This window comes from Aeromonas sp. QDB20 (assembly GCF_027707805.1).
Classification (GTDB): domain Bacteria; phylum Pseudomonadota; class Gammaproteobacteria; order Enterobacterales; family Aeromonadaceae; genus Aeromonas; species Aeromonas dhakensis.
In genome coordinates this window covers 71981-92523 of sequence record NZ_JAPCJC010000003.1, presented here as the reverse complement: position 1 = coordinate 92523, position 20543 = coordinate 71981, and the positions used below count along the sequence as shown (strand labels likewise).

General features: G+C 63.1%; 12 protein-coding genes. 4 read left to right on the top strand and 8 right to left on the bottom strand.

What is annotated here, in order from left to right; genetic code table 11:
- Positions 1-8 precede the first annotated feature (8 nt).
- On the bottom strand, positions 9-1403 hold the full coding sequence (locus PG897_RS04190; RefSeq protein ID WP_043171605.1) for a D-arabinono-1,4-lactone oxidase: 1395 nt from the start codon (positions 1401-1403) through the stop codon (positions 9-11).
- A 123-nt stretch (positions 1404-1526) separates the two neighbouring features.
- Positions 1527-2144, bottom strand: coding sequence for a LysE family translocator (locus tag PG897_RS04185; protein ID WP_005305594.1), 618 nt, complete (start codon positions 2142-2144; stop codon positions 1527-1529).
- A gap of 76 nt (positions 2145-2220) precedes the next feature.
- Here PG897_RS04185 and PG897_RS04180 point away from each other — a divergent pair, with 76 nt between their 5' ends.
- Complete coding sequence (locus PG897_RS04180) at positions 2221-3129, top strand: LysR family transcriptional regulator (RefSeq protein ID WP_201885239.1); 909 nt, start codon at positions 2221-2223, stop codon at positions 3127-3129.
- Between the two features lie 4 nt (positions 3130-3133).
- Here the strand turns inward: PG897_RS04180 and PG897_RS04175 are convergent, their stop codons facing one another.
- The 3 genes from PG897_RS04175 to PG897_RS04165 form a co-directional block, all read right to left on the bottom strand.
- On the bottom strand, positions 3134-4708 hold the full coding sequence (locus PG897_RS04175; protein WP_201885251.1) for an EAL domain-containing protein: 1575 nt from the start codon (positions 4706-4708) through the stop codon (positions 3134-3136).
- A gap of 164 nt (positions 4709-4872) precedes the next feature.
- Positions 4873-7470 carry a bifunctional aconitate hydratase 2/2-methylisocitrate dehydratase gene (acnB, locus tag PG897_RS04170; protein ID WP_005305603.1) on the bottom strand — a complete coding sequence of 866 codons (2598 nt, stop codon included), beginning with the start codon at positions 7468-7470 and terminating at the stop codon, positions 4873-4875.
- A 228-nt stretch (positions 7471-7698) separates the two neighbouring features.
- Positions 7699-9957, bottom strand: coding sequence for a patatin-like phospholipase family protein (locus tag PG897_RS04165; RefSeq protein WP_043171609.1), 2259 nt, complete (start codon positions 9955-9957; stop codon positions 7699-7701).
- 246 nt (positions 9958-10203) lie between these two features.
- Here PG897_RS04165 and PG897_RS04160 point away from each other — a divergent pair, with 246 nt between their 5' ends.
- The 3 genes from PG897_RS04160 (at position 10204) to PG897_RS04150 (ending at position 14217) form a co-directional block, all read left to right on the top strand.
- Positions 10204-12111 carry a methyl-accepting chemotaxis protein gene (locus tag PG897_RS04160; RefSeq protein WP_043171610.1) on the top strand — a complete coding sequence of 636 codons (1908 nt, stop codon included), beginning with the start codon at positions 10204-10206 and terminating at the stop codon, positions 12109-12111.
- Positions 12112-12243: 132 nt separating this feature from the next.
- Positions 12244-13890 (top strand): methyl-accepting chemotaxis protein, encoded by a 1647-nt coding sequence (locus PG897_RS04155; RefSeq protein ID WP_017779058.1) that lies wholly within the window; start codon positions 12244-12246, stop codon positions 13888-13890.
- 144 nt (positions 13891-14034) lie between these two features.
- The gene (locus PG897_RS04150) at positions 14035-14217 is read left to right on the top strand and encodes a hypothetical protein (protein WP_017779057.1); all 183 of its coding nucleotides are present in this window, start codon (positions 14035-14037) and stop codon (positions 14215-14217) included.
- A 72-nt stretch (positions 14218-14289) separates the two neighbouring features.
- On the opposite strand, the gene lpdA is transcribed toward PG897_RS04150, so the two are convergent.
- The 3 genes from lpdA to aceE form a co-directional block, all read right to left on the bottom strand.
- Complete coding sequence (gene lpdA / locus PG897_RS04145; RefSeq protein ID WP_005305622.1) at positions 14290-15717, bottom strand: dihydrolipoyl dehydrogenase; 1428 nt, start codon at positions 15715-15717, stop codon at positions 14290-14292.
- A gap of 149 nt (positions 15718-15866) precedes the next feature.
- On the bottom strand, positions 15867-17756 hold the full coding sequence (gene aceF, locus PG897_RS04140) for a pyruvate dehydrogenase complex dihydrolipoyllysine-residue acetyltransferase (protein ID WP_270828746.1): 1890 nt from the start codon (positions 17754-17756) through the stop codon (positions 15867-15869).
- A gap of 113 nt (positions 17757-17869) precedes the next feature.
- Complete coding sequence (gene aceE, locus PG897_RS04135) at positions 17870-20530, bottom strand: pyruvate dehydrogenase (acetyl-transferring), homodimeric type (protein ID WP_270828745.1); 2661 nt, start codon at positions 20528-20530, stop codon at positions 17870-17872.
- Positions 20531-20543: the final 13 nt, after the last annotated feature.

Sequence of the window (20543 nt, the reverse complement as noted above, 5' to 3'; positions counted from 1 at the left end):
TCAGATCCTTACCGGTTGGCAAACAGGTCGGCGAGCCAGCGGTTTTCGAAGCGGCCGTGGGGGTCGAGCTCGCCCTTGAGGGCCAGGAAGTCGTGCCAGCGCGGCAGCAGGGCCGGGAAGTCGTAGAGATCCATCGCCAGGTGCTTGCCAAAGTGTGGGATGCCGCCGAGCGGCACCAGCAGTTGCTGCAGCTCGCGCATCTGCTCCATGGAGCCGTTGACGAAGGTGCCGTCCGCCGCGAGATAGACCAGGAACCCGATCCAGCAGACCGACTGGTCGTAGGCGGCGCTGAGCCAGGCCTCGGAGGGGCCGGTGCAGCGCAGAATAAAGGGGTAATGCAGCACGCCGGGGTTGGCCTGCTGCCACGCTTGCAGGGTCTCCAGCGCCTCGTTCATTCGATGCAGCGGCACCGCCACTTCACAGTTGATCTGGGGCGCCGGGATCCCCTTGCAGAGGATCTGGTAGACGTTGCCCACCAGATCGGAGGCATCCTTGAAGCGGCGCACCGTCTCGAAGTGCTCGCCGGCCAGCGCCTCATCCTTGGTGTCCTTGGCCATCTTCTGCAGAGTCGCATCTATGGTGGCATTCATGCGGGCGTCGATGTCGCCCTCCAGCAGCAGCGGCTCGCTGCCACCGGCGCGGTAGCGGGCCACCTCCTCCTCGGAGGCGGGGTCCACCAGCCAGATGTGGCTCTCGCCGGTCCAGGCGAACCACCAGCTTTTCACGAAGGCGTGCTCGCGGTTGAGCCGCTCGTTGTGTTCCAGCAGGAAGGGGTAGTCGGTGGTGAACTTGGTGCAGCGCATGATGCGGTTGGGCACGGTCTGCAGGGTGACGTCGAGCAGGATGCCGAGCATGCCCATCCCCATCACGAAGGCACCGAAGCGGGAGTCGGTACGATCCACCCGGATGATGTCGCCACTGGCCAACATCACGGTCAGGGCCGCCACCGCATCACAGAGGGCGGACTGGTGCAGCCCCTGGCCGTGAGTGCCGGTGCTGAGCGCACCGCCCAGGGTCTGGATGCCGATGACGCCGGGGGAAGCCGGCAGCATACGCTCCATGGCGATGAGATCGGCGTAGACGGTGTCGAGCGGGGTGCCCGCCTGATAGGTGACGGTGTCGGCGGTCTGCCCTAGCTGACCGCGCAGGTGGTGCAAGTCTACCAGCAGCGCCTGGCTGCCCTCGGCATAGACGCTGTGGATGGGTTCGAAGGAGAGACCGGAGCCGATGAGGCGCAGCTTGCGCTCGGGATTTTCCCGCAGCAGTTGCTGCAGTTCGTCGCGATTCTTCGGACGCCACACCTGCTCCAGTGCGCCGAGGGGATTGGTCCTGGACCAGTTGAACAGCACCTCCCGCTGACCTATCGCCTTGATGCTGTGAAATGCCTGGAACCTGACCGTCATACCGCCCCTCATCTTTATTGACGTCAAAATGAGCGCCAATTCTACCGAAAAGCGGACCACAAGGCATGAAAAACAAGCCCCTACAGTCGGGGGTGGATAGGGGAGAGCGCCTCTCCCCTCGCCTCAGCGCGTCTGCTGGGTCAGTGCCAGCAGCATGCCGAATCCCACCAGCAGAGCGCCAAACACCCGATCAATCCAGTGGCGCACCGCCAGCAGCCGACCCCGTACCGAGTCGGTGGAGAAGAAGATCGCCACCGCGCTGAACCAGACGGCGTGGGCCAGCACGATGAAGGCGCCGTAACCGAGCTGGACCGCCAGCGGCGTCTGCGGCTGCACCACCTGCATGAACAGGCTGACGATGAAGATGGTGGTCTTTGGGTTGAGCACATTGGTCAGAAAACCGGTGCGCAGCGCCCCCAGGCTGGAGAGGGCGGGCTGCTCGGCCAGCACCTCGGCGGTCGCCGGTTTGGCCCGCAGCATCTTGATGCCGAGAAAGATGAGGTAGGCGGCCCCCGCCAGCTTGATGAGATTGAACAGCCAGAGCGACTGCTGGATCAGCAGCCCCACCCCGAGCAGGGTGTAGGTGACGTGCACGCAGACCCCGGCGCCGATGCCGAGCGCCGTCAGCACCCCGCTGCGGCGCGAGAGCAGCAGGCTGTTGCGCGACACCATGGCGAAGTCGGGCCCGGGGCTGATGACGGCAAAGAAGGTAATGGCCACTACGGCTAACAGTTCGGTCATGAAAACAGTCCTAATCAGATGGAATATCGGCTATTTTATTTGGCCATAGCACCAATAACGAACGATAACTTCTGACATGAACGGTGAGAATAATTCACAGAAAAGCCTGTCGCTGCCGGCCCTGACTGCGCTGCGCTGTTTCGAGGTGGCGGCCCGCACCGAACACTTCAGCCGCGCCGCCGACGAGCTGCACCTCACCCACGGCGCAGTCAGCCGGGCGGTGCGCCTGCTGGAGGAGGATCTGGGGGTCATGCTGTTCGAGCGGCGCCAGCGCCGGGTCTTTCTGACCGAGGCGGGCGAACGGCTCTATCAGGCGGTCAGGGAGGGGCTGGGCGGCATCCGCCAGACGGCGCAGGCACTGCGCCAGCAGGGGCGACCATCCTCATTGGTCATCTCCTGCGAGCCGACCCTGCTGATGCGCTGGCTGATCCCGCGCTGGCCCGCCTTCCAGGCCCTGCACCCCGAGCTGGACGTGCATCTGATGGCCGGTGGCGGTGCCCTCAACTTCGGCAGCGGCATCGATCTCGCCATCCGGCGCAACGACTTCCAGTGGCCCGCCGAGCTCTACAGCCAGCCGCTGTTCGAGGAGCTGACCGGGCCGGTCTGCCAGCCGGGCAAGGTGGCACAGTTCTTCGAAACGGGGGCCAACGGCCCGGCCCTGCGCCCTGGCGCCCCCCGCCTGCACACCAAGACCCGGCCGGGGGCCTGGCAGGAGTGGCTGCAGCACGCCGGCCAGTCCGCCGGCGAGGAGGCACCGGGGCAGACCTTCGAGCACTTCTACTTCAGCCTGCAGGCGGCGGTTGCCGGGCTGGGAGTCGCCATCGGCCCCTACCGGCAGGTGTGCGACGACATAGAAGCCGGCCTGCTGGTGGCGCCGCTCGGCTTCATTGCGGATGGTACCGGCTATCACCTGCTCGCCCCCGCGCCTCCCACCCCCGGCAGTGCCCACGCCAGGCTCGCGGAGTGGCTGCACGCCCTCACCTGACGACTCAGGCCGAGAGCGCCTGCCGCGCGGGATCGACGCAGGAGTGGCGCAGCACCTCCTGAAATTCGCGCAGCGGCAGCGGGCGGCCAAACAGATAGCCCTGCAGGTAGTCGACCCCCTTGCCCCTCAGATAGTCGGCCTGCCGGCGCGTCTCCACCCCCTCGGCCACCAGCGCGAGGCCGAGCCGGGTTCCCAGATCGATCACGTTGTCGACTATGCGCTCGGAGAGGGATTCGGTGCCGATCCTGCCGATAAATGACTTGTCTATCTTGAGATAGTCCACATGGAACTGCTGCAGATAGTGCAGGCTGGAGTGGCCGGTACCAAAGTCGTCGATGGCCAGCCTGACCCCCATCTCGTCGAGCCGGCGAAACAGCGCCAGCGTCCTGGGATCCGCCACCAGCAACTCCCGCTCGGTCAGCTCCAGCACCAGCACCACCTGGCCAGGCGCGAAGTGATCGAGGAAGCGCCGGCACCCGGCAAGCAGCGTCATGTCGCGGCAGTGGACGGCACTGATGTTGAAGCTGATGTGAAAGCCGTGGGGTACCAGCTCTCGCGCCATGCTCAGCTCGCGGGCCACCTCCTCCATCAGCAGGGTGGTCATCGGCACGATCAGTCCGCTCGCCTCCGCCTGGGGGATGAAGAGATCGGGGCGGATCAGCCCGGCCGTCGGGTGCTGCCAGCGCATCAACACCTCGCCTCCCATCACCCGACCACTCCCCGCCTCCACCAGTGGTTGCAGATAGGGTACGAACTCCCGGTTGCGCAGGGCACGGGCCAGCTCGATTCCGGGGGAACGGGGTCGCCCCAGCAACCACCAGATGAGCAGGGCAAAACCGAAGCAGATCCCCAGCAACAGCAGGATGGCCCAGGGGCGGGTCTGCCAGAGGGAGCGCCAGAGCGAAGGGAGATCGTGCCCGGCATAGATGGAGAGCGGGTAGCGGGCAGAGCGGATCTCATGGCCGGCCAGCATGGAGGGCGCCTGCGGCTCTTCACTCAGCACGCCCCGCTCATCCAGCCACTGTTTGCCTACGTGCAGCAGCAGGGTGCAGGGGTGGCCACTCAGCACCAGCATAAAGCGCAGGTAGTCGCCGTCTATGGTGCTGAAGATGGCGCCCTTGCCCTCGCTGTCGCGCAGCGCCAGCAGGGGGTGATCGGCCCTCACCTGATTGCCGGCCATCAACCGCAGTCGGCCACCGCTGTAGTGCTCGAGCCGATCCGGCCACTGGATAGCACCAAACAGCGAGTTGCAGTAGATCCCCTGCTCCCCCACCAGGTTGACGGTGCGCACGAAGGGCACCAGCGCCACCTGCTGGCGCAGGGTGAACAGGGCCTGCTCGCACGGTTTGTCAACGAAGGGACGCAAGGCCTGGTTGGCCCCCTCTGCGTGGGTCAGCATGGTCTCCATCAGGGTGACCGCCTGCCGGGCCGAGCGTTGCGACTGGCGATCCAGCGTCTGCAGATGACCGAGGTAGATGGTCCACAGCCCGAGCGAAAAGGGCAGCATGAACAGCAGCAAGGTGCATCCGAACCTTAGCCAGGTGCGGGAGAAATCCAGGTTGAGCGGCGACATCGACATGGCGGGACCATACAGCAAACATGGCAGCCCACCTTAACAGCCGATGCTGAATCAGGCCCTAACATGCGCAAAGATTGACCAGCTGCTGACAGCGAGACAAACAAAAGCCCCGGCACGGGCCGGGGCTTGGAGTCAGTACGGATGCGCCCTGTCGGCGCCTCCCCTTATACCGCTTGCTGCAGGATCACCGCATCGGCCTTCTTGGTGTAGGAGGCGATCTCGTTGAAGTTGAGGTAGCGATAGGTGTCGGCGGCAGTGGCATCCAGCGACTTGGCATACTGCAGGTACTCGGCCACGGTCGGGATCTTGCCGAGGATGGCGGCAACCGCAGCCAGTTCGGCAGAAGCCAGATAGACGTTGGCACCCTTGCCCAGACGGTTCGGGAAGTTGCGGGTGGAGGTGGAAACCACGGAGGCCCCTTCCGCTACCCGCGCCTGGTTGCCCATGCAGAGGGAGCAGCCCGGGATCTCGATGCGGGCACCGACCCGGCCGAAGATGCCGTAGTAGCCCTCTTCGGTCAGCTGATCCTTGTCCATCTTGGTGGGCGGGGCGATCCACATGCGGGTCGGCAGCTCGCCCTGGTACTTCTCGAGCAGTTTGCCGGCGGCGCGGAAGTGGCCGATGTTGGTCATGCAGGAACCGATGAACACCTCGTCGATCTGGTCGCCGGCCACGCTGCTCAGCAGGCGGGCATCGTCCGGATCGTTCGGCGCACACAGGATCGGCTCCTTGATGGTGGCCAGATCGATCTCGATGATCTCGGCGTACTCGGCGTCCTTGTCCGCTTCCATCAGCACCGGATTCGCCAGCCACTCTTCCATCCCCTTGATGCGGCGGGTAATGGTGCGCACGTCGCCGTAGCCTTCGGAGAGCATCCATTTCAGCATCACGATGTTGGACTTCAGATACTCGATGATCGGCTCTTTATCCAGCTTGATGGTGCAACCGGCGGCGGAGCGCTCGGCGCTGGCGTCCGCCAGCTCGAATGCCTGCTCCACTTTGAGGGTCGGCAGACCTTCGATCTCGAGGATGCGGCCGGAGAAGATGTTCTTCTTGCCCGCTTTCTCGACGGTCAGCAGCCCTTTCTGGATGGCGGCATACGGGATGGCATGGACCAGGTCACGCAGGGTGATGCCCGGCTGCAGCTCGCCCTTGAAGCGCACCAGCACGGATTCCGGCATGTCCAGCGGCATCACGCCAGTGGCGGCGGCGAAGGCCACCAGGCCAGAGCCCGCCGGGAAGGAGATCCCGATGGGGAAACGGGTGTGGGAGTCACCACCGGTACCCACGGTATCCGGCAGCAGCATGCGGTTCAGCCAGGAGTGGATGACGCCGTCACCCGGACGCAAGCTCACGCCGCCGCGGTTCATGATGAAGTCCGGCAGGGTGTGGTGGGTCTGCACGTCGATGGGCTTGGGATAGGCCGCGGTGTGGCAGAAGGACTGCATGGTCAGGTCGGCGGAGAAGCCAAGACAGGCCAGGTCTTTCAGCTCGTCGCGGGTCATCGGGCCCGTGGTGTCTTGGGAACCGACCGTGGTCATCTTGGGTTCACAGTAGGTGCCCGGGCGGATGCCCTTCACGCCGCACGCCTTGCCCACCATCTTCTGGGCTAGGGTGAAGCCCTTGCCGGTGTCGGCGACAGGCTGCGGACGACGGAACACGGTGGAGAACGGCAGACCCAGCGCTTCGCGGGCCTTGTCGGTCAGGCCACGGCCAATGATCAGCGGAATCCGGCCACCGGCACGCACTTCGTCGATCAGCACGTCGGTCTTCAGTTCAAACTGGGCCAGCACCTGGTCGGTGCCGTGCTTGCAGATCTTGCCCTGGTACGGGTAGATGTCGATCACATCGCCCATTTCCAGCTTGGAGACATCCACTTCGATGGGCAGGGCGCCGGCATCTTCCATGGTGTTGAAGAAGATGGGGGCAATCTTGCCACCGAGGCAAACGCCGCCGGCGCGCTTGTTCGGCACGAACGGAATGTCGTCGCCCATGAACCAGAGCACCGAGTTGGTGGCGGATTTACGGGAAGAGCCGGTACCGACCACGTCACCCACGTAAGCCAGCGGGAAACCTTTCTCTTTCAGGGCATCGATGGTCTTGATCGGGCCGATGACGCCATCCTTGTCCGGGGTGATGCCGGGACGGGCGTTCTTCAGCATGGCCAGGGCGTGCAGCGGAATGTCCGGGCGGGACCAGGCGTCCGGCGCCGGTGACAGATCGTCGGTGTTGGTTTCGCCGGTCACCTTGAACACGGTGACGGTGATCTTCTCGGCCAATTCGGGGCGGGAGAGGAACCACTCGGCGTCGGCCCAGGATTGCATCACCTGCTTGGCGTGGGCATTGCCGGCCTTGGCCTTCTCTTCCACGTCGTGGAAGGAGTCGAACATCAGCAGGGTGTGGGAGAGGCCCTTGGCGGCAAGAGGAGCCAGGGTCGCGTCGTCCAGCAGGTCGATCAACGGCTGAATGTTGTAACCACCCTGCATGGTACCGAGCAGCTCGACGGCTTCGGCAGCGGTGAGGATGGGAGAGTGGGCTTCGCCCTTGGCGACGGCGGTGAGGAAACCGGCTTTGACATAGGCCGCTTCATCAACGCCTGGGGGAATACGGGAGGACAACAGCTCTTTCAGAAAGTCTTGTTCACCGGCGGGCGGGTTCTTGAGCAGTTCAACCAGGGCGGCGACCTGCTCTGCGTCCAGAGGTTTGGCAACCACGCCTTCGGCGGCACGTTCTGCGACGTGTTTACGGTATGTTTCAAGCACGACTAATTCCTCTTTGGTCTTTTTTTGGGGTTCGCCCACGCTCGCGGCGATCGTCCTTGCGGGACACCCGTAGGGTGCCCCCCACTATATAAGTTTTAACGACTAATTAAAATCCAAAGCCTGTACAGATATTCATCAAAACGACATAACCATCTAAACTTGCTGATGTTTTACAAGTGGATAAATGGCACACCAGAAATAAGTTAACAAAAAGGCATCATTTTCCCGTTATTCGAACGTGCTGCCCAATTGCAGATAGAACATGTCGTTGCCCCCCTCCGCCATGCCGTAGCCGAGGAAGATGGGGCCGAGGAAGCTCTCCACCCCGACGTAGACGGAGCCGGCGGTGAAAGAGCTCTCCACGCTGATATCCCTGCCGCTGTTCCACACCCCACCCTGCTCGATGGAGCCCCCCAGATAGAGTGGGGCCCGCAGCGCGCCGAAGTCGTTGTCAGCCACCCGGTAGATGTAGCGCAGCCCGCCAAACAGGCTGTAGCGGCCGCTCAGCTGGTAGCGCTGGAAGCCGGACATGCGGAACAGTCCGCCCAGATCCTGCACGAACAGCGGGTACTCCTCCTGGGAGGTGGAGCCCCCTCCCTCCAGCAGCAGGTTGAGGCTGTGTCTGTCCCAGGACCAGGGCTTGATCATCGCCAGGTGGTAGTTGACCCCCTCGTAGCGATCATTGATGTCACTGCTGTCATCCAGCCGGACGGCGGAGTAACCCCCCTTGATGTCCCAGTAGGCGCCCTGATAGGGGAAGTAGCGGCTGTCGAGGGTGTCGTGCTCGAAACGGACATAGGGGCCCCAGGAGGAGGCATCCACCTTGGCATCCGCCACGTTGCGAATGTCTATATCCCCCATTTTTCCCTCCAGCCCGAGCGAGAGACGGCTCCAGGGCTGACGATTCCAGCCCACCGCCAGATCGACGCTGGTGAAGCTGTATTCGGAGTCGACATAGCTCACCCCATCGGCCGCCCGCGTCTCCTCGGGCATGAAGATGCGGCGCTGGGTCTTGTCATAGGCCAGGCTCGCCTCACCGAAGAAGGTCTGGGAGGGCTCCAGCGGGGTATAGAAGTCGGTCTTGAAGTGCTTGGCGGTACCGAGCGATGCCTCGGTCAGCCACTCGCCCCCCCAGTCGTTGACGTTGGTGAGGGTGTAGGACATGCCCACGTTGTAGTTGGAGCTGCTCTCGAAGTCATCGGAGAAGCCGAACTGGAAGTTGAGGTAACCCGGCCCCCAGTTCTTCTCGCTGGCGTCAACCACCAGCACGTTCTCGCCACCCCGCTCCACCACCTCGTAGGTGATGCGATCGAACGACTCCAGCGCATAGAGCCGGCGAATGCCTGCCTCCAGGCTCTCGTTGGTCTGGATCTTGTCGGGACGCACCTTCAGCATGGCGCGCACCGTCTCGTCGGAGAGACGGGACTTGTTGATGATCTCCACCTTGTCGATGTAGTAGGCGGGCTGGCCGCTGCGCTCGGCACGCCGGCTCAGCTTCTGGTTGCGATAGGCGGCATAGGCGGCCGGCGAGAGGGAGAGCTTGTCGAGCCGGGCCGAGGCGCGGTTGGCCACCTCCTCCCCGAGCTTGATCCCCTCCGGCATCAGGGCGAAGTCGGCGATGCCCATGTTGCCAAACTCGGGCGTCAGCAGAATGTCGTCTGACCCCATCAGCGCCTTCTGTTTCTCGGTGCCAACCTGGGTCATGTAGGTGGTGAGCTGGTCGATCATGGCGAGCCCCGACTTCAGGGACTCGCGGGTGCGCAGCCTGGCGCTGATGTCCACCGCGATCACCACGTCGGCCCCCATCGCCTTGGCCACGTCCACCGGCATGTTGTTGACGGTACCGCCATCGGCCAGGATGTGCCCCTCCCACTCCACCGGTTTGAGGGCGCCGGGAATGGACATGGAGGCCTGCATCGCCTTGGCCAGGCTGCCGTGGTCCAGCACGAAGGGGGTCACCGTCTCCATGTCGGTGGCCATGGCGCGGTAGGGAATGGGCAGATCGTTGAAGCTCTTCTGTACCGGCAGGTTGGAGGTGGCGTGGCGCAGCAGGCTGGCCATGGACTGGCCCTGGAAGAAGCCGTCGGGGAACTGGACCGAGTCGCCGTTGATGCCGATGTCGGTGCGCAGCTGGTACTGTTCGCTCTGCTGCTTCTTGCGCAGGGAGAGTTCGTCGCGCCCTACCTTGTCCTGATAGCCCTTGTTCCAGTCGATGGCCAGGGTGGTGCGCTCCACCTCTTCGGCGCTGAGCCCCATGGCGTACATGCCCGCCACGTAGGAGCCCATGCTGGTGCCCACTATGATGTCGACCGGGATGCGCTTCTGCTCCAGCACCTTGAGGATGCCGATGTGGGCCGACCCTTTGGCGCCGCCGCCGCTGAGTACCAGGGCAATTTTGGGCCGCTCGGACTGGGCCGCCGCCATCAGCGGCAGGCAGGCCAGCAAAATCAGGAACAGGGGGTTCCATCCTCGACGAAAGATGCGCATATGATTTTCCATTGAATCCAGGGCGAGCCAGCTAGGCAGTGAAGCCTACTATAAGGTGCGCAAAGCGAACCGCAACAGTTGGCAGGGTTATCGGCGCGCATTCCGACGCAGGCGGGTACGGCCCGGTCAGGCGGCAATGTGAGCGCAAACGTAATCCATCAATAAAATGGGCCGGCCTATCAAGGGTGGCGCCGGGCTGCCGCTAATATGTGCTCAATCCCGCGTTCATCCATCCGAGTCACTCTTATGCTTGCAAGCCTGACACTCAAACAGAAAATCCTGGCCACGGTCACCCTCGCCGTGGTGCTCTCCTGCCTGCTGGTAGGCTACTTCAGCCAGCGTTCGGCCCAGCAACTGATCGAAACCCGCATGTTCGAGCAGGAGCTGCCCAACCTGACCCAGCGCATCGGCAAGGAGATCGAGAAGGATCTCACCTCGGTCGCCGGCGCCGCCAGGCAACTGGCCAACGATCGCTTCGTGCTGGACTGGGTCGAGCGCGGCATGCCCAAGGAGCAGGAGTCCATCCTCATCAACCAGCTCAAGGATATGACGAGCCAGTATGGTCTGGTCACCGCCTCCTTCGCCGATCGCCAGAGCGCCGCCTACTACAACCAAGATGGCTTCCTGCGCAACCTCACCCCGGAGCAGGACGCCTGGTTCTACGGCTACACCAAGAGCCAGCAAGACCTGATGCTCAGCATCTTTCGCGAGAGCAACGGCGAGGTGAAGCTGTTCGTCAACTTCCAGCAACTCAATGGCCGCGGCCTGGCCGGTCTCGCCAAGTCCCTCGACAGCATGGTCAGCATGCTCGCCAACTTCCGCATCGGTGACAGCGGCTTCGTCTTCATGACCGATGGCAGCGGCAAGGTGAAGCTGCACCCCGACGCCAGCCGCATCGACCGGGACAGCCTGACCCAGCTGGCAAGCGGCAGCGGCAACCTGCTCAACAAGCAGCCCTTTGCCGCCACCCACGCCGAGGTGGATGGTCAGCCGGTGGTGCTGGCCAGCAGCTACATCCCCCTGCTCGACTGGTACCTGGTGGCCCAGGTGCCAGAAGCGGAGATCTATGCCGAACTGGATCGGGCCCGCCTGCACATCCTGCTGGTAAGCCTGGCCATCGCCGCCGGCATGGGCCTGCTCGGCATGCTGCTGGCCGGCTCGGTGAGCCGCCCGCTCAACCAGCTGGCCCGCCTGTTCCGCGAACTCGGCAGCGGCGACGGCGACCTGACCCAGCGCCTCAAGGTGGAAGGGCGGGATGAACTGGCCCAGGTGGCCACCGGTTTCAACAACTTCGTCGCCAAGATCCACGGCTCCATCGAGCAGGTGGCCGACAACTCCCGCCAGCTCGCCGCAACTGCCAACGAGGTGGCCGCCAAGGCCCAGCTGACCCAGCACAACTGCACCGCCCAGCGCGATCGCACCGTGCAGGTAGCCACCGCAATCCACGAGATGGGGGCTACCGTGAGTGAAATCGCCGGCAATGCCTCGCTGGCGGCTGACGTGGCCAAGCAGGCCAACGAGCAGGCCGACGCCGGCGCCGTGGTGGTGGCCCAGGCCCGTCATGGCATCGTCGGCCTCTCCGGCGAGATTGAAGGGGTGGCCGGGGTCATCGAGTCGCTGGCCAGTCAGACCGACTCCATCGGCAGCATCCTCGACACCATCCGCAGCATCTCGGAGCAGACCAACCTGCTGGCGCTCAACGCCGCCATCGAGGCGGCCCGTGCCGGCGAGCAGGGCCGTGGCTTCGCGGTGGTGGCCGACGAGGTGCGCAACCTCGCCAGCCGCTCCGCCGCCTCCACCGCCGAGATCCAGGGCATGATCAACCGGCTGCAGGAGCAGAGCGCCCGCGCGGTCAGCGCCATGGCCCAGGGCCGCAACCAGAGCCTGGAAGTGGTCACCCAGGCCGATGCCGCCAACGGCGCCCTCAGCCAGATCACCGCCCACATCACCCAGATCAGCGACATGAACATCCAGGTCGCCACCGCCACCGAGGAGCAATCGAGCGTGGTGGGCGAGATCAACCGCAACGTGGAGGACATCAACCAGCTCACCATGGAGACCGCCGACATCGCCCACCAGCTGACCGAGTCGAGTCGCAGCCTGCAGCACCTCTCCGGCGAGCTGGACAAGCTGGTCGGCAACTTCCGACTTTGAGGTTTTTGATATCACAAGGGGCGCATGGCGCCCCTTTTTGTTGGCCGTTTGTTAACAAAGGCTCAAGTTGGCGCCAGATCCGTCGATTTATACTGTGATAATTCACATCGTCATGATCAGCGAGGAGAACCCATGCTAGAGGGTAAACTGACAATCAAGAGCCAGTTGATACTGGCTGTCGCCGTGCCCTGCCTGGCGCTGCTGCTGGTAGGCGCCGCCAGCCTTCGCAGCATGGGCGCTATCGAACGACAGGCCACCGAGCTCTACGAGAACACTGCCACCCCGATGCGGGCCATGGCAGAGGTAGTGTCGCGCATCCCCCGCATGCGGGTGGGGCTCGACATGATGCTGTTACAAGAAACCTCGCTCAAGGATGAAAAAGGGGTGTTGACCCGGGTCAAGGAGACACGGGAAGAGGACATCCCCGAGATGCGCCAAGCCATGCAGCTGGCGGTCAACGCCCAGGTCGATCCTGCCGCGCGGCAAAATGCCCAGCAGCTGTTCGAACAATTCGAAGCGATGGAAAAGAGCGAGTTGCAGCCCATGCTGGCCGCCATGGAACAGGGGGACATGGAGAGTGCACGGCGCATCTACAAGGAGCGCTACGCGGTAACCTACGGCACCATGCGCAAGAGTGCCAATACCCAGCTCGACGAACTGATGAAGCTGGCCCAGCAGCGTCACGCCATCAGTCAGCAGAGCTTCGCACGGGGCGAAAGCCAGATGCTCGCCATCATAGGAGGCGCACTCGTCATCTGCCTGCTGGTCTCCTTTCTGGTACTGCGTGGCCTGCGCAATCGCGTCAGCTTCCTGCAACAGTACATTGGCTATGCCGCCGAACACCTGGCGCTGGATTCCCGTGCCCAGCTGAAGGGCAATGACGAGCTGGCGGAGATCACGGTGAGCTTCAATCACTTCGTCAGCAAGATCCACAGCGCCATCGAGCAGGTAGCCCGCAACTCCCATCAACTGGCCGCCACCGCCGACGAGGTGGCCGCCAAGGCCCAGCTCACCCAGCACAACTGCACCGCCCAGCGGGATCGCACCGTGCAGGTGGCCACCGCCATCCACGAGATGGGGGCTACCGTGAGCGAAATCGCCGGCAATGCCTCCCTCGCCGCAGAAGTGGCGAGACAGGCCAACGAGCAGGCGGATGCGGGGGCCGGCGTGGTGGCTCAGGCCCGTCATGGCATCGTCGGCCTCTCCGGCGAAATTGAAGGGGTGGCCGGAGTCATCGAGTCGCTGGCCAGCCAGACCGACTCCATTGGCAGCATCCTCGACACCATCCGCAGCATCTCGGAGCAGACCAACCTGCTGGCGCTCAACGCCGCCATCGAGGCCGCCCGTGCCGGCGAGCAGGGCCGCGGCTTCGCGGTGGTGGCCGACGAGGTGCGCAACCTCGCCAGTCGCTCCGCCGCCTCCACCGCCGAGATCCAGGGCATGATCAACCGGCTGCAGGAGCAGAGCGCCCGCGCCGTCAGCGCCATGACCCAGGGCCGCAACCAGAGCCTGGAAGTGGTCACCCAGGCCGATGCCGCCAACGGCGCCCTCGGCCAGATCACCGCCCACATCACCCAGATCAGCGACATGAACATCCAGGTCGCCACCGCCACCGAGGAGCAGTCCAGTGTGGTGGGCGAGATCAACCGCAACGTGGAAGACATCAACCAGCTCACCATGGAGACCGCCGACATCGCCCACCAGCTCACCGAGTCGAGCCGCAGCCTGCAGCACCTCTCCGGCGAGCTGGACAAGCTGGTCGGCAACTTCCGGCTGTAACTTTTGGCGCTCACTTCATCACCCGACAGAGGGTGCTGCGGCGCCCTCTGTCGCCACCACGGCAAGCCGTGACGCAGGCGCTTTTGCGCCGCCTCCACCGACTTCTGAAAATGCCCCATAATCAGGAAAATGAGAGGAGGAGTTATGGGCAAGCTGGTAGTGATGATAGTGCTGGGGGGGCTGCTCAGCGCCTGCAGCAGCGGGCCGGTGCGGGTGCACGGTGCCGACGTGAGCGTGGACGATACCCGGATCCGGGTCAGCGACGGGGATCGGGGGGGCTACGGCACCTTCTGCCCGCCCGGCCAGGCGAAGAAGGGGCGCTGCTGACAACCAGCCGTCTGCCGCTGAAAAACAAAAAGCCGCTCGATTGAGCGGCTTTTTCATGGTGCGGGAAGAGAATTACTTCTTCTTCTTGGCCTTGGCGTTCGGCAGGTCGGTGATGGAGCCTTCGAACACTTCGGCAGCCAGGCCCACGGACTCGTGCAGAGTCGGGTGAGCGTGGATGGTCAGCGCGATGTCTTCGGCGTCGGCCCCCATCTCGATGGCCAGACCGATTTCACCCAGCAGTTCACCGCCGTTGGTACCCACGATGGCACCACCGATGACGCGGCCGCTCTCCTTGTCGAAGATCAGCTTGGTCATGCCGTCGGAGCAGTCGGACGCGATGGCGCGACCGGAAGCAGCCCACGGGAAGGTGGCGACTTCGAAGTTCAGGCCCTGTTGCTTGGCTTCTTTCTCGGTCAGGCCAACCCAGGCCATCTCCGGCTCGGTGTAGGCGATGGACGGGATCACTTTCGGGTCGAAGTAGTGCTTCTTGCCGGCGATGACTTCGGCAGCCACGTGGCCTTCGTGCACACCCTTGTGCGCCAGCATCGGCTGACCGACGATGTCGCCGATGGCGTGGATGTGCGCCACGTTGGTACGCAGCTGCTTGTCCACCTCGATGAAACCGCGCTCGGTCACGGCAACGCCGGCCTTCTCGGCATCCAGCATCTTGCCGTTCGGCACGCGACCTACGGCAACCAGCACGTTGTCGTAACGAACCGGCTCGGCCGGGGCGTGCTTGCCTTCGTAGGATACGTACAGGCCGTCTTCACGAGCTTCAACTGCGGTGACCTTGGTCTCCAGCATGATGTTGAATTTCTTGGCAACGCGCTTGGTGTAGATCTTGACGATGTCTTTGTCGGCAGCCGGTACCAGCTGGTCGGCAAATTCCACCACGTCGATCTCGGAGCCCAGGGAGGAGTACACGGTACCCATCTCCAGACCGATGATGCCGCCACCGATGACCAGCAGCTTGCCCGGAACGGTAGTCAGTTCCAGCGCATCGGTAGAGTCCCATACGCGCGGGTCGTCATGGGGGATGAACGGCAGCTTAACCGGACGGGAACCGGCGGCGATGATGGCGTTGTCGAAGGTGACGGTGGTCTTGCCGTCGGCGCCTTCCACTTCCAGGGTATTCGGGCCGGTGAACTTGCCGAAGCCGTTCACAACCTGGACTTTACGCATCTTGGCCATGCCGGCCAGACCGCCGGTCAGCTGGTTGATGACCTTCTCTTTCCACAGACGCACCTTGTCGATGTCGGTCTGCGGGGCACCGAAGACGATGCCGTGCTCGGCCAGCGCCTTGGCTTCTTCAATGACTTTGGCGACGTGCAGCAGAGCCTTGGACGGGATGCAGCCCACGTTCAGGCAGACGCCCCCCAGGGTGGAGTAACGCTCGACGATAATGGTATCCAGACCCAAGTCAGCCGCACGGAAGGCAGCGGAATAACCGGCAGGGCCAGCACCCAGTACTACGACCTGGGTTTTGATTTCTTTACTCATCATGACCTCTTTGTCGTTCTTATATCCCCGGACAGCGCAGTCTTAAGCCAGGACAAGGCGGCTGCAGCCGTGAAAAAAACGGGGCAAGTTTACAATCCTGTTAACGAAATGAGAAGTAAAAAGGGCAGGCTCTGGGCCCGCCCTCTCACTTACAGGACCAGTCGACGGATGTCGGACAGCACGCCGTTCATGGTGGTGATGAAGCGGGCTCCATCGGCACCATCGATGACGCGGTGGTCGTAGCTCAGGGCCAGCGGCAGCATCAGGCGTGGCGCGAACTCTTTGCCGTTCCACTTCGGCTTCATCTCGGACTTGGAGACGCCCAGGATGGCCACTTCCGGCGCGTTGACGATCGGGGTAAAGCTGGTACCACCGATGCCACCCAGGCTGGAGATGGTGAAGCAACCGCCCTGCATGTCGGCAGCGGTCAGCTTGCCGGCACGAGCCTTCTTGGAGATCTCGGCCAGATCGCGAGACAGCTCCATGATGCCCTTCTTGTTGACATCGCGCACCACGGGCACAACCAGACCGTTGGGGGTATCCACCGCCACACCGATATGGATGTACTTCTTCATGATCAGCTTGCTGCCATCTTCGGACAGGGAGCTGCAGAAGCGCGGATGGGCTTCCAGCGCCTTGGCGGCGGCTTTCAGGATGAACACCAGCGGGGTGATCTTCACGTCTGCCTTCTGCTTCTCGAGCATCGCGTTCTGCTCTTTGCGGAACGCTTCCAGCTCGGTGGTATCGGCTTCGTCGAACTGGGTGACATGGGGGATCATGACCCAGTTGCGGTGCAGGTTCGGACCGGAGATCTTCTGGATGCGGGTCAGATCGACCTCTTCCACATCACCGAACTTGCTGAAATCGACCTTCGGCCACGCCAGCACACTCATGCCGTTGCCAGTGCCTTGACCTGCAGCCGGAGCGGACTCGGCGCGCTTGACCGCATCCTTCACGTAGGCCTGCACGTCTTCTTTGACGATGCGGCCCTTGCGACCGGAGGCTTTCACCTTGGCCAGGTTGACACCGAACTCGCGAGCCAGACGGCGTACCGCCGGAGAGGCGTGGACGTAGGCATCGTTGGCAACGAAGTCGGAGGCGGCAGCAGCCTGGGCAACCGGCGCAGGAGCAGCGGCAGCCGGAGCGGCAACAGGTGCAGCGGCAGGAGCCGGAGCCGCCACGACAGCCGGAGCGGCACCAGCCACTTCGAATACCATGATCAAGGAACCGGTGGAGACCTTGTCACCCGCCTTCACCTTGATCTCTTTGACCACACCGGCGAACGGCGCAGGCACTTCCATGGAGGCCTTGTCACCTTCCACGGCGATCAGGGACTGGTCGGCTTCAACCTTGTCACCCACGGCGACCATGATCTCGGTGACTTCGACTTCGTCGCCACCGATATCCGGTACATTGACCTCTTTGGCAGCGGCGGCAACCGGGGCAGCAGCCACGGGAGCGGCAGCCTGGGCCGGTGCAGCAGCAACGGCAGGAGCGGCACCAGCCACTTCAAACACCATCACCAGGGAACCGGTAGAGACCTTGGCGCCAGCGGCAACCTTGATCTCGACCACGCGGCCCGCGAACGGTGCTGGCACTTCCATGGAGGCCTTGTCACCTTCCACGGCGATGATGGACTGGTCGGCTTCAACCATGTCGCCCACGGCAACCATGATCTCGGTCACGTCCACTTCGTCGTCACCGATGTCCGGCACGTGCACGTCTTTGCGAGCGGCAGCAGCAGGAGCGGCGGCCGGTGCGGCTGCAACCGGTGCAGCGGCCTGAGCAGGCGCAGGTGCGGCAGCACCCTCGGCTTCGAAGATCATGATCTGGGAACCGGTGGCAACCTTGTCGCCCACCTTGATCAGGATCTCTTTGACGATACCGGCGGACGGGGCCGGGACTTCCATGGAGGCCTTGTCGCCTTCTACCGCGATGATGGACTGGTCCAGCTCGACCTTGTCACCCACGGCCACCATGATCTCGGTGACTTCAACTTCATCGGCGCCGATATCCGGCACCATAATCTGTTTGGACATTGTGCTTTATCCTCTTGCGTGCATCCGCGTGACCGACTGCTGTCACACGTCTTTCGCGTTAACCTTTGCAAGGCCGTGCCGGGCAGCGAGTCCCGGCACGGCACTTGATCCTCTTACGCGTACAGCGGGTTGACCTTGTCGGCATCGATGCCGTACTTGGCGATGGCCTCGGCCACAACCTGCTTGTCTACCTCGCCGCGCTTGGCCAGTTCGGTCAGGGCAGCAACCACTACGTAGAACTCGTTCACTTCGAAGTGACGACGCAGGTTGGCACGGCTGTCGGAACGGCCGTAACCGTCGGTACCCAGCACGCGGTAGTTTTCGGTCGGCACGAAGGCACGCACCTGATCGGCGAAGGACTTCATGTAGTCGGTCGCGGCGATGGTGGCTTCGCTGCCCAGTACCTGAGCGATGTAGGGGACGCGAGCCTCGGCAGTCGGGTGCAGCATGTTCCAGCGATCCGCGTCCTGACCGTCACGAGCCAGCTCGTTGAAGGAGGTGACGCTGAACACATCGGAACCGATGCCGTATTCGCTGGCCAGGATCTGGGCGGCGGTGCGCACGTGACCCAGGATGGAGCCACAACCCAGCAGCTGTACCTTGGCCTTGGTGCCGGCCACGGTTTCCAGCTTGTAGATACCCTTGCGGATGCCTTCCTCGGCGCCTTCCGGCATGGCCGGCATGGCGTAGTTCTCGTTCAGAGTGGTGATGTAGTAGAACACGTTCTCCGGGTTCTCACCGTACATGCGACGCAGACCGTCCTGTACGATCACCGCTACTTCATAGGCGTAGGACGGGTCGTAGGAGACGCAGTTAGGGATGGTGTTGGCCAGGATGTGGCTGTGACCATCTTCGTGCTGCAGACCTTCGCCGTTCAGGGTAGTACGACCGGAGGTCGCACCCAGCAGGAAGCCACGGGCTTGCTGGTCACCGGCTGCCCACGCCATGTCGCCGATCCGCTGGAAGCCGAACATGGAGTAGTAGATGTAGAACGGGATCATCGGGCAGTCGTTGGTGCTGTAAGAGGTCGCAGCAGCCAGCCAGGAGGACATGGCGCCCAGCTCGTTGATACCGTCTTGCAGAACCTGACCCTGCTTGTCTTCCTTGTAGTAGGAGACGATGTCGCGGTCTTGCGGGGTGTACTGCTGACCGTGCGGGCTGTAGATACCGATCTGGCGGAACAGGCCTTCCATACCGAAGGTACGGGCTTCGTCAGCCAGGATCGGCACGATGCGCTTGCCGATGGACTTGTCTTTCAGCATCACGTTCAGGGAACGCACGAACGCCATGGTGGTGGAGATTTCGCGCGCCTGTTCACCCAGCAGCGGACCGAAGGCATCCAGCGCCGGGATTTCCAGCTTGGTGGTGCTCTCGCGCAGACGGGTCGGAACATAACCCTTCAGCGCGGCACGACGGGCGTGCAGGTACTTGTGCTCTTCGGTACCCTCTTCGATCTTCAGGTACGGCAGGTTTTCCAGTTGCTCGTCGGTCACCGGCAGGTTGAAACGATCGCGCAGGTGACGCACTGAGCCCAGATCCATCTTCTTGACCTGGTGAGCGATGTTCTTGCCTTCGGCCGCTTCGCCCATGCCATAGCCCTTGATGGTCTTGGCCAGGATCACGGTCGGCTTGCCCTTGGTCTGTGCAGCCTTGGAGAAGGCGGCAAACAGTTTGCGAGGATCGTGACCACCGCGGTTCAGGGCGAAGATCTCCTCGTCAGTCATGTCTTTGACCAGCGCGGCGGTTTCCGGGTAACGGTTGAAGAAGTGCTCACGCACGTAGCCGCCATCGCGGGACTTCATGGTCTGGTAGTCACCATCCACGGTCTCGTTCATCAGCTGGATCAGCTTGCCGGAAGTGTCTTTCTTCAGCAGCTCATCCCACTTGCGACCCCAGATAACCTTGGTGACGTCCCAGCCGGCGCCGGCGAACAGGCCTTCCAGCTCGTTGATGACTTTGCCGTTGCCGACAACCGGGCCATCCAGACGCTGCAGGTTGCAGTTGACCACGAACACCAGGTTGTCGAGCTTTTCACGCACGGCAACGGTCAGGGCGCCCTTGGCTTCCGGCTCGTCCATCTCACCGTCACCCAGGAAGGCGTAAACGGTCTGCTCGGAGCAATCCTTGATGCCACGGTCGGTCAGGTACTTCAGGAAGCGGGCCTGATAGATGGCGGCGATGGGGCCCAGACCCATGGAGACGGTCGGGAACTGCCAGAATTCCGGCATCAGTTTCGGGTGCGGGTAGGAAGGGATACCCTTGCCATCCACTTCCTGACGGAAGTTGTCCAGCTGCTCTTCGGTCAGGCGACCTTCTGCAAATGCACGGGCGTAGATGCCCGGGGAGATGTGACCCTGGAAGTAAACCAGGTCGCCACCGTCCTTCTCGTTGCGGGCACGGAAGAAGTGGTTGTAGCAGACTTCGTAGATGGTCGCGGAAGAGGCGAAGGAAGACATGTGACCACCCAGGTCCAGGTCTTTCTTGGAGGCGCGCAACACGATCATCATGGCGTTCCAGCGGATGATGGCGCGAATGCGGCGCTCCATCTCCAGGTCGCCCGGGTAAGCCGGCTCGTCGCTGGACTGGATGGTGTTGATGTAGTCGCGATTTGCCTTGGCAGCCACGTCCACACCGCTTGCGCGGGCTTTCTCGGCCAACTGTTCAAGGATGAACTGAGCGCGTTGCGGACCCTCTTCACGCAGCAGGGATTCCAGAGAGGCAAGCCACTCCAGCGTTTCTATCGGGTCCACATCGTTCTTCAGGATATCAGACATGGCTGGTTCCTAT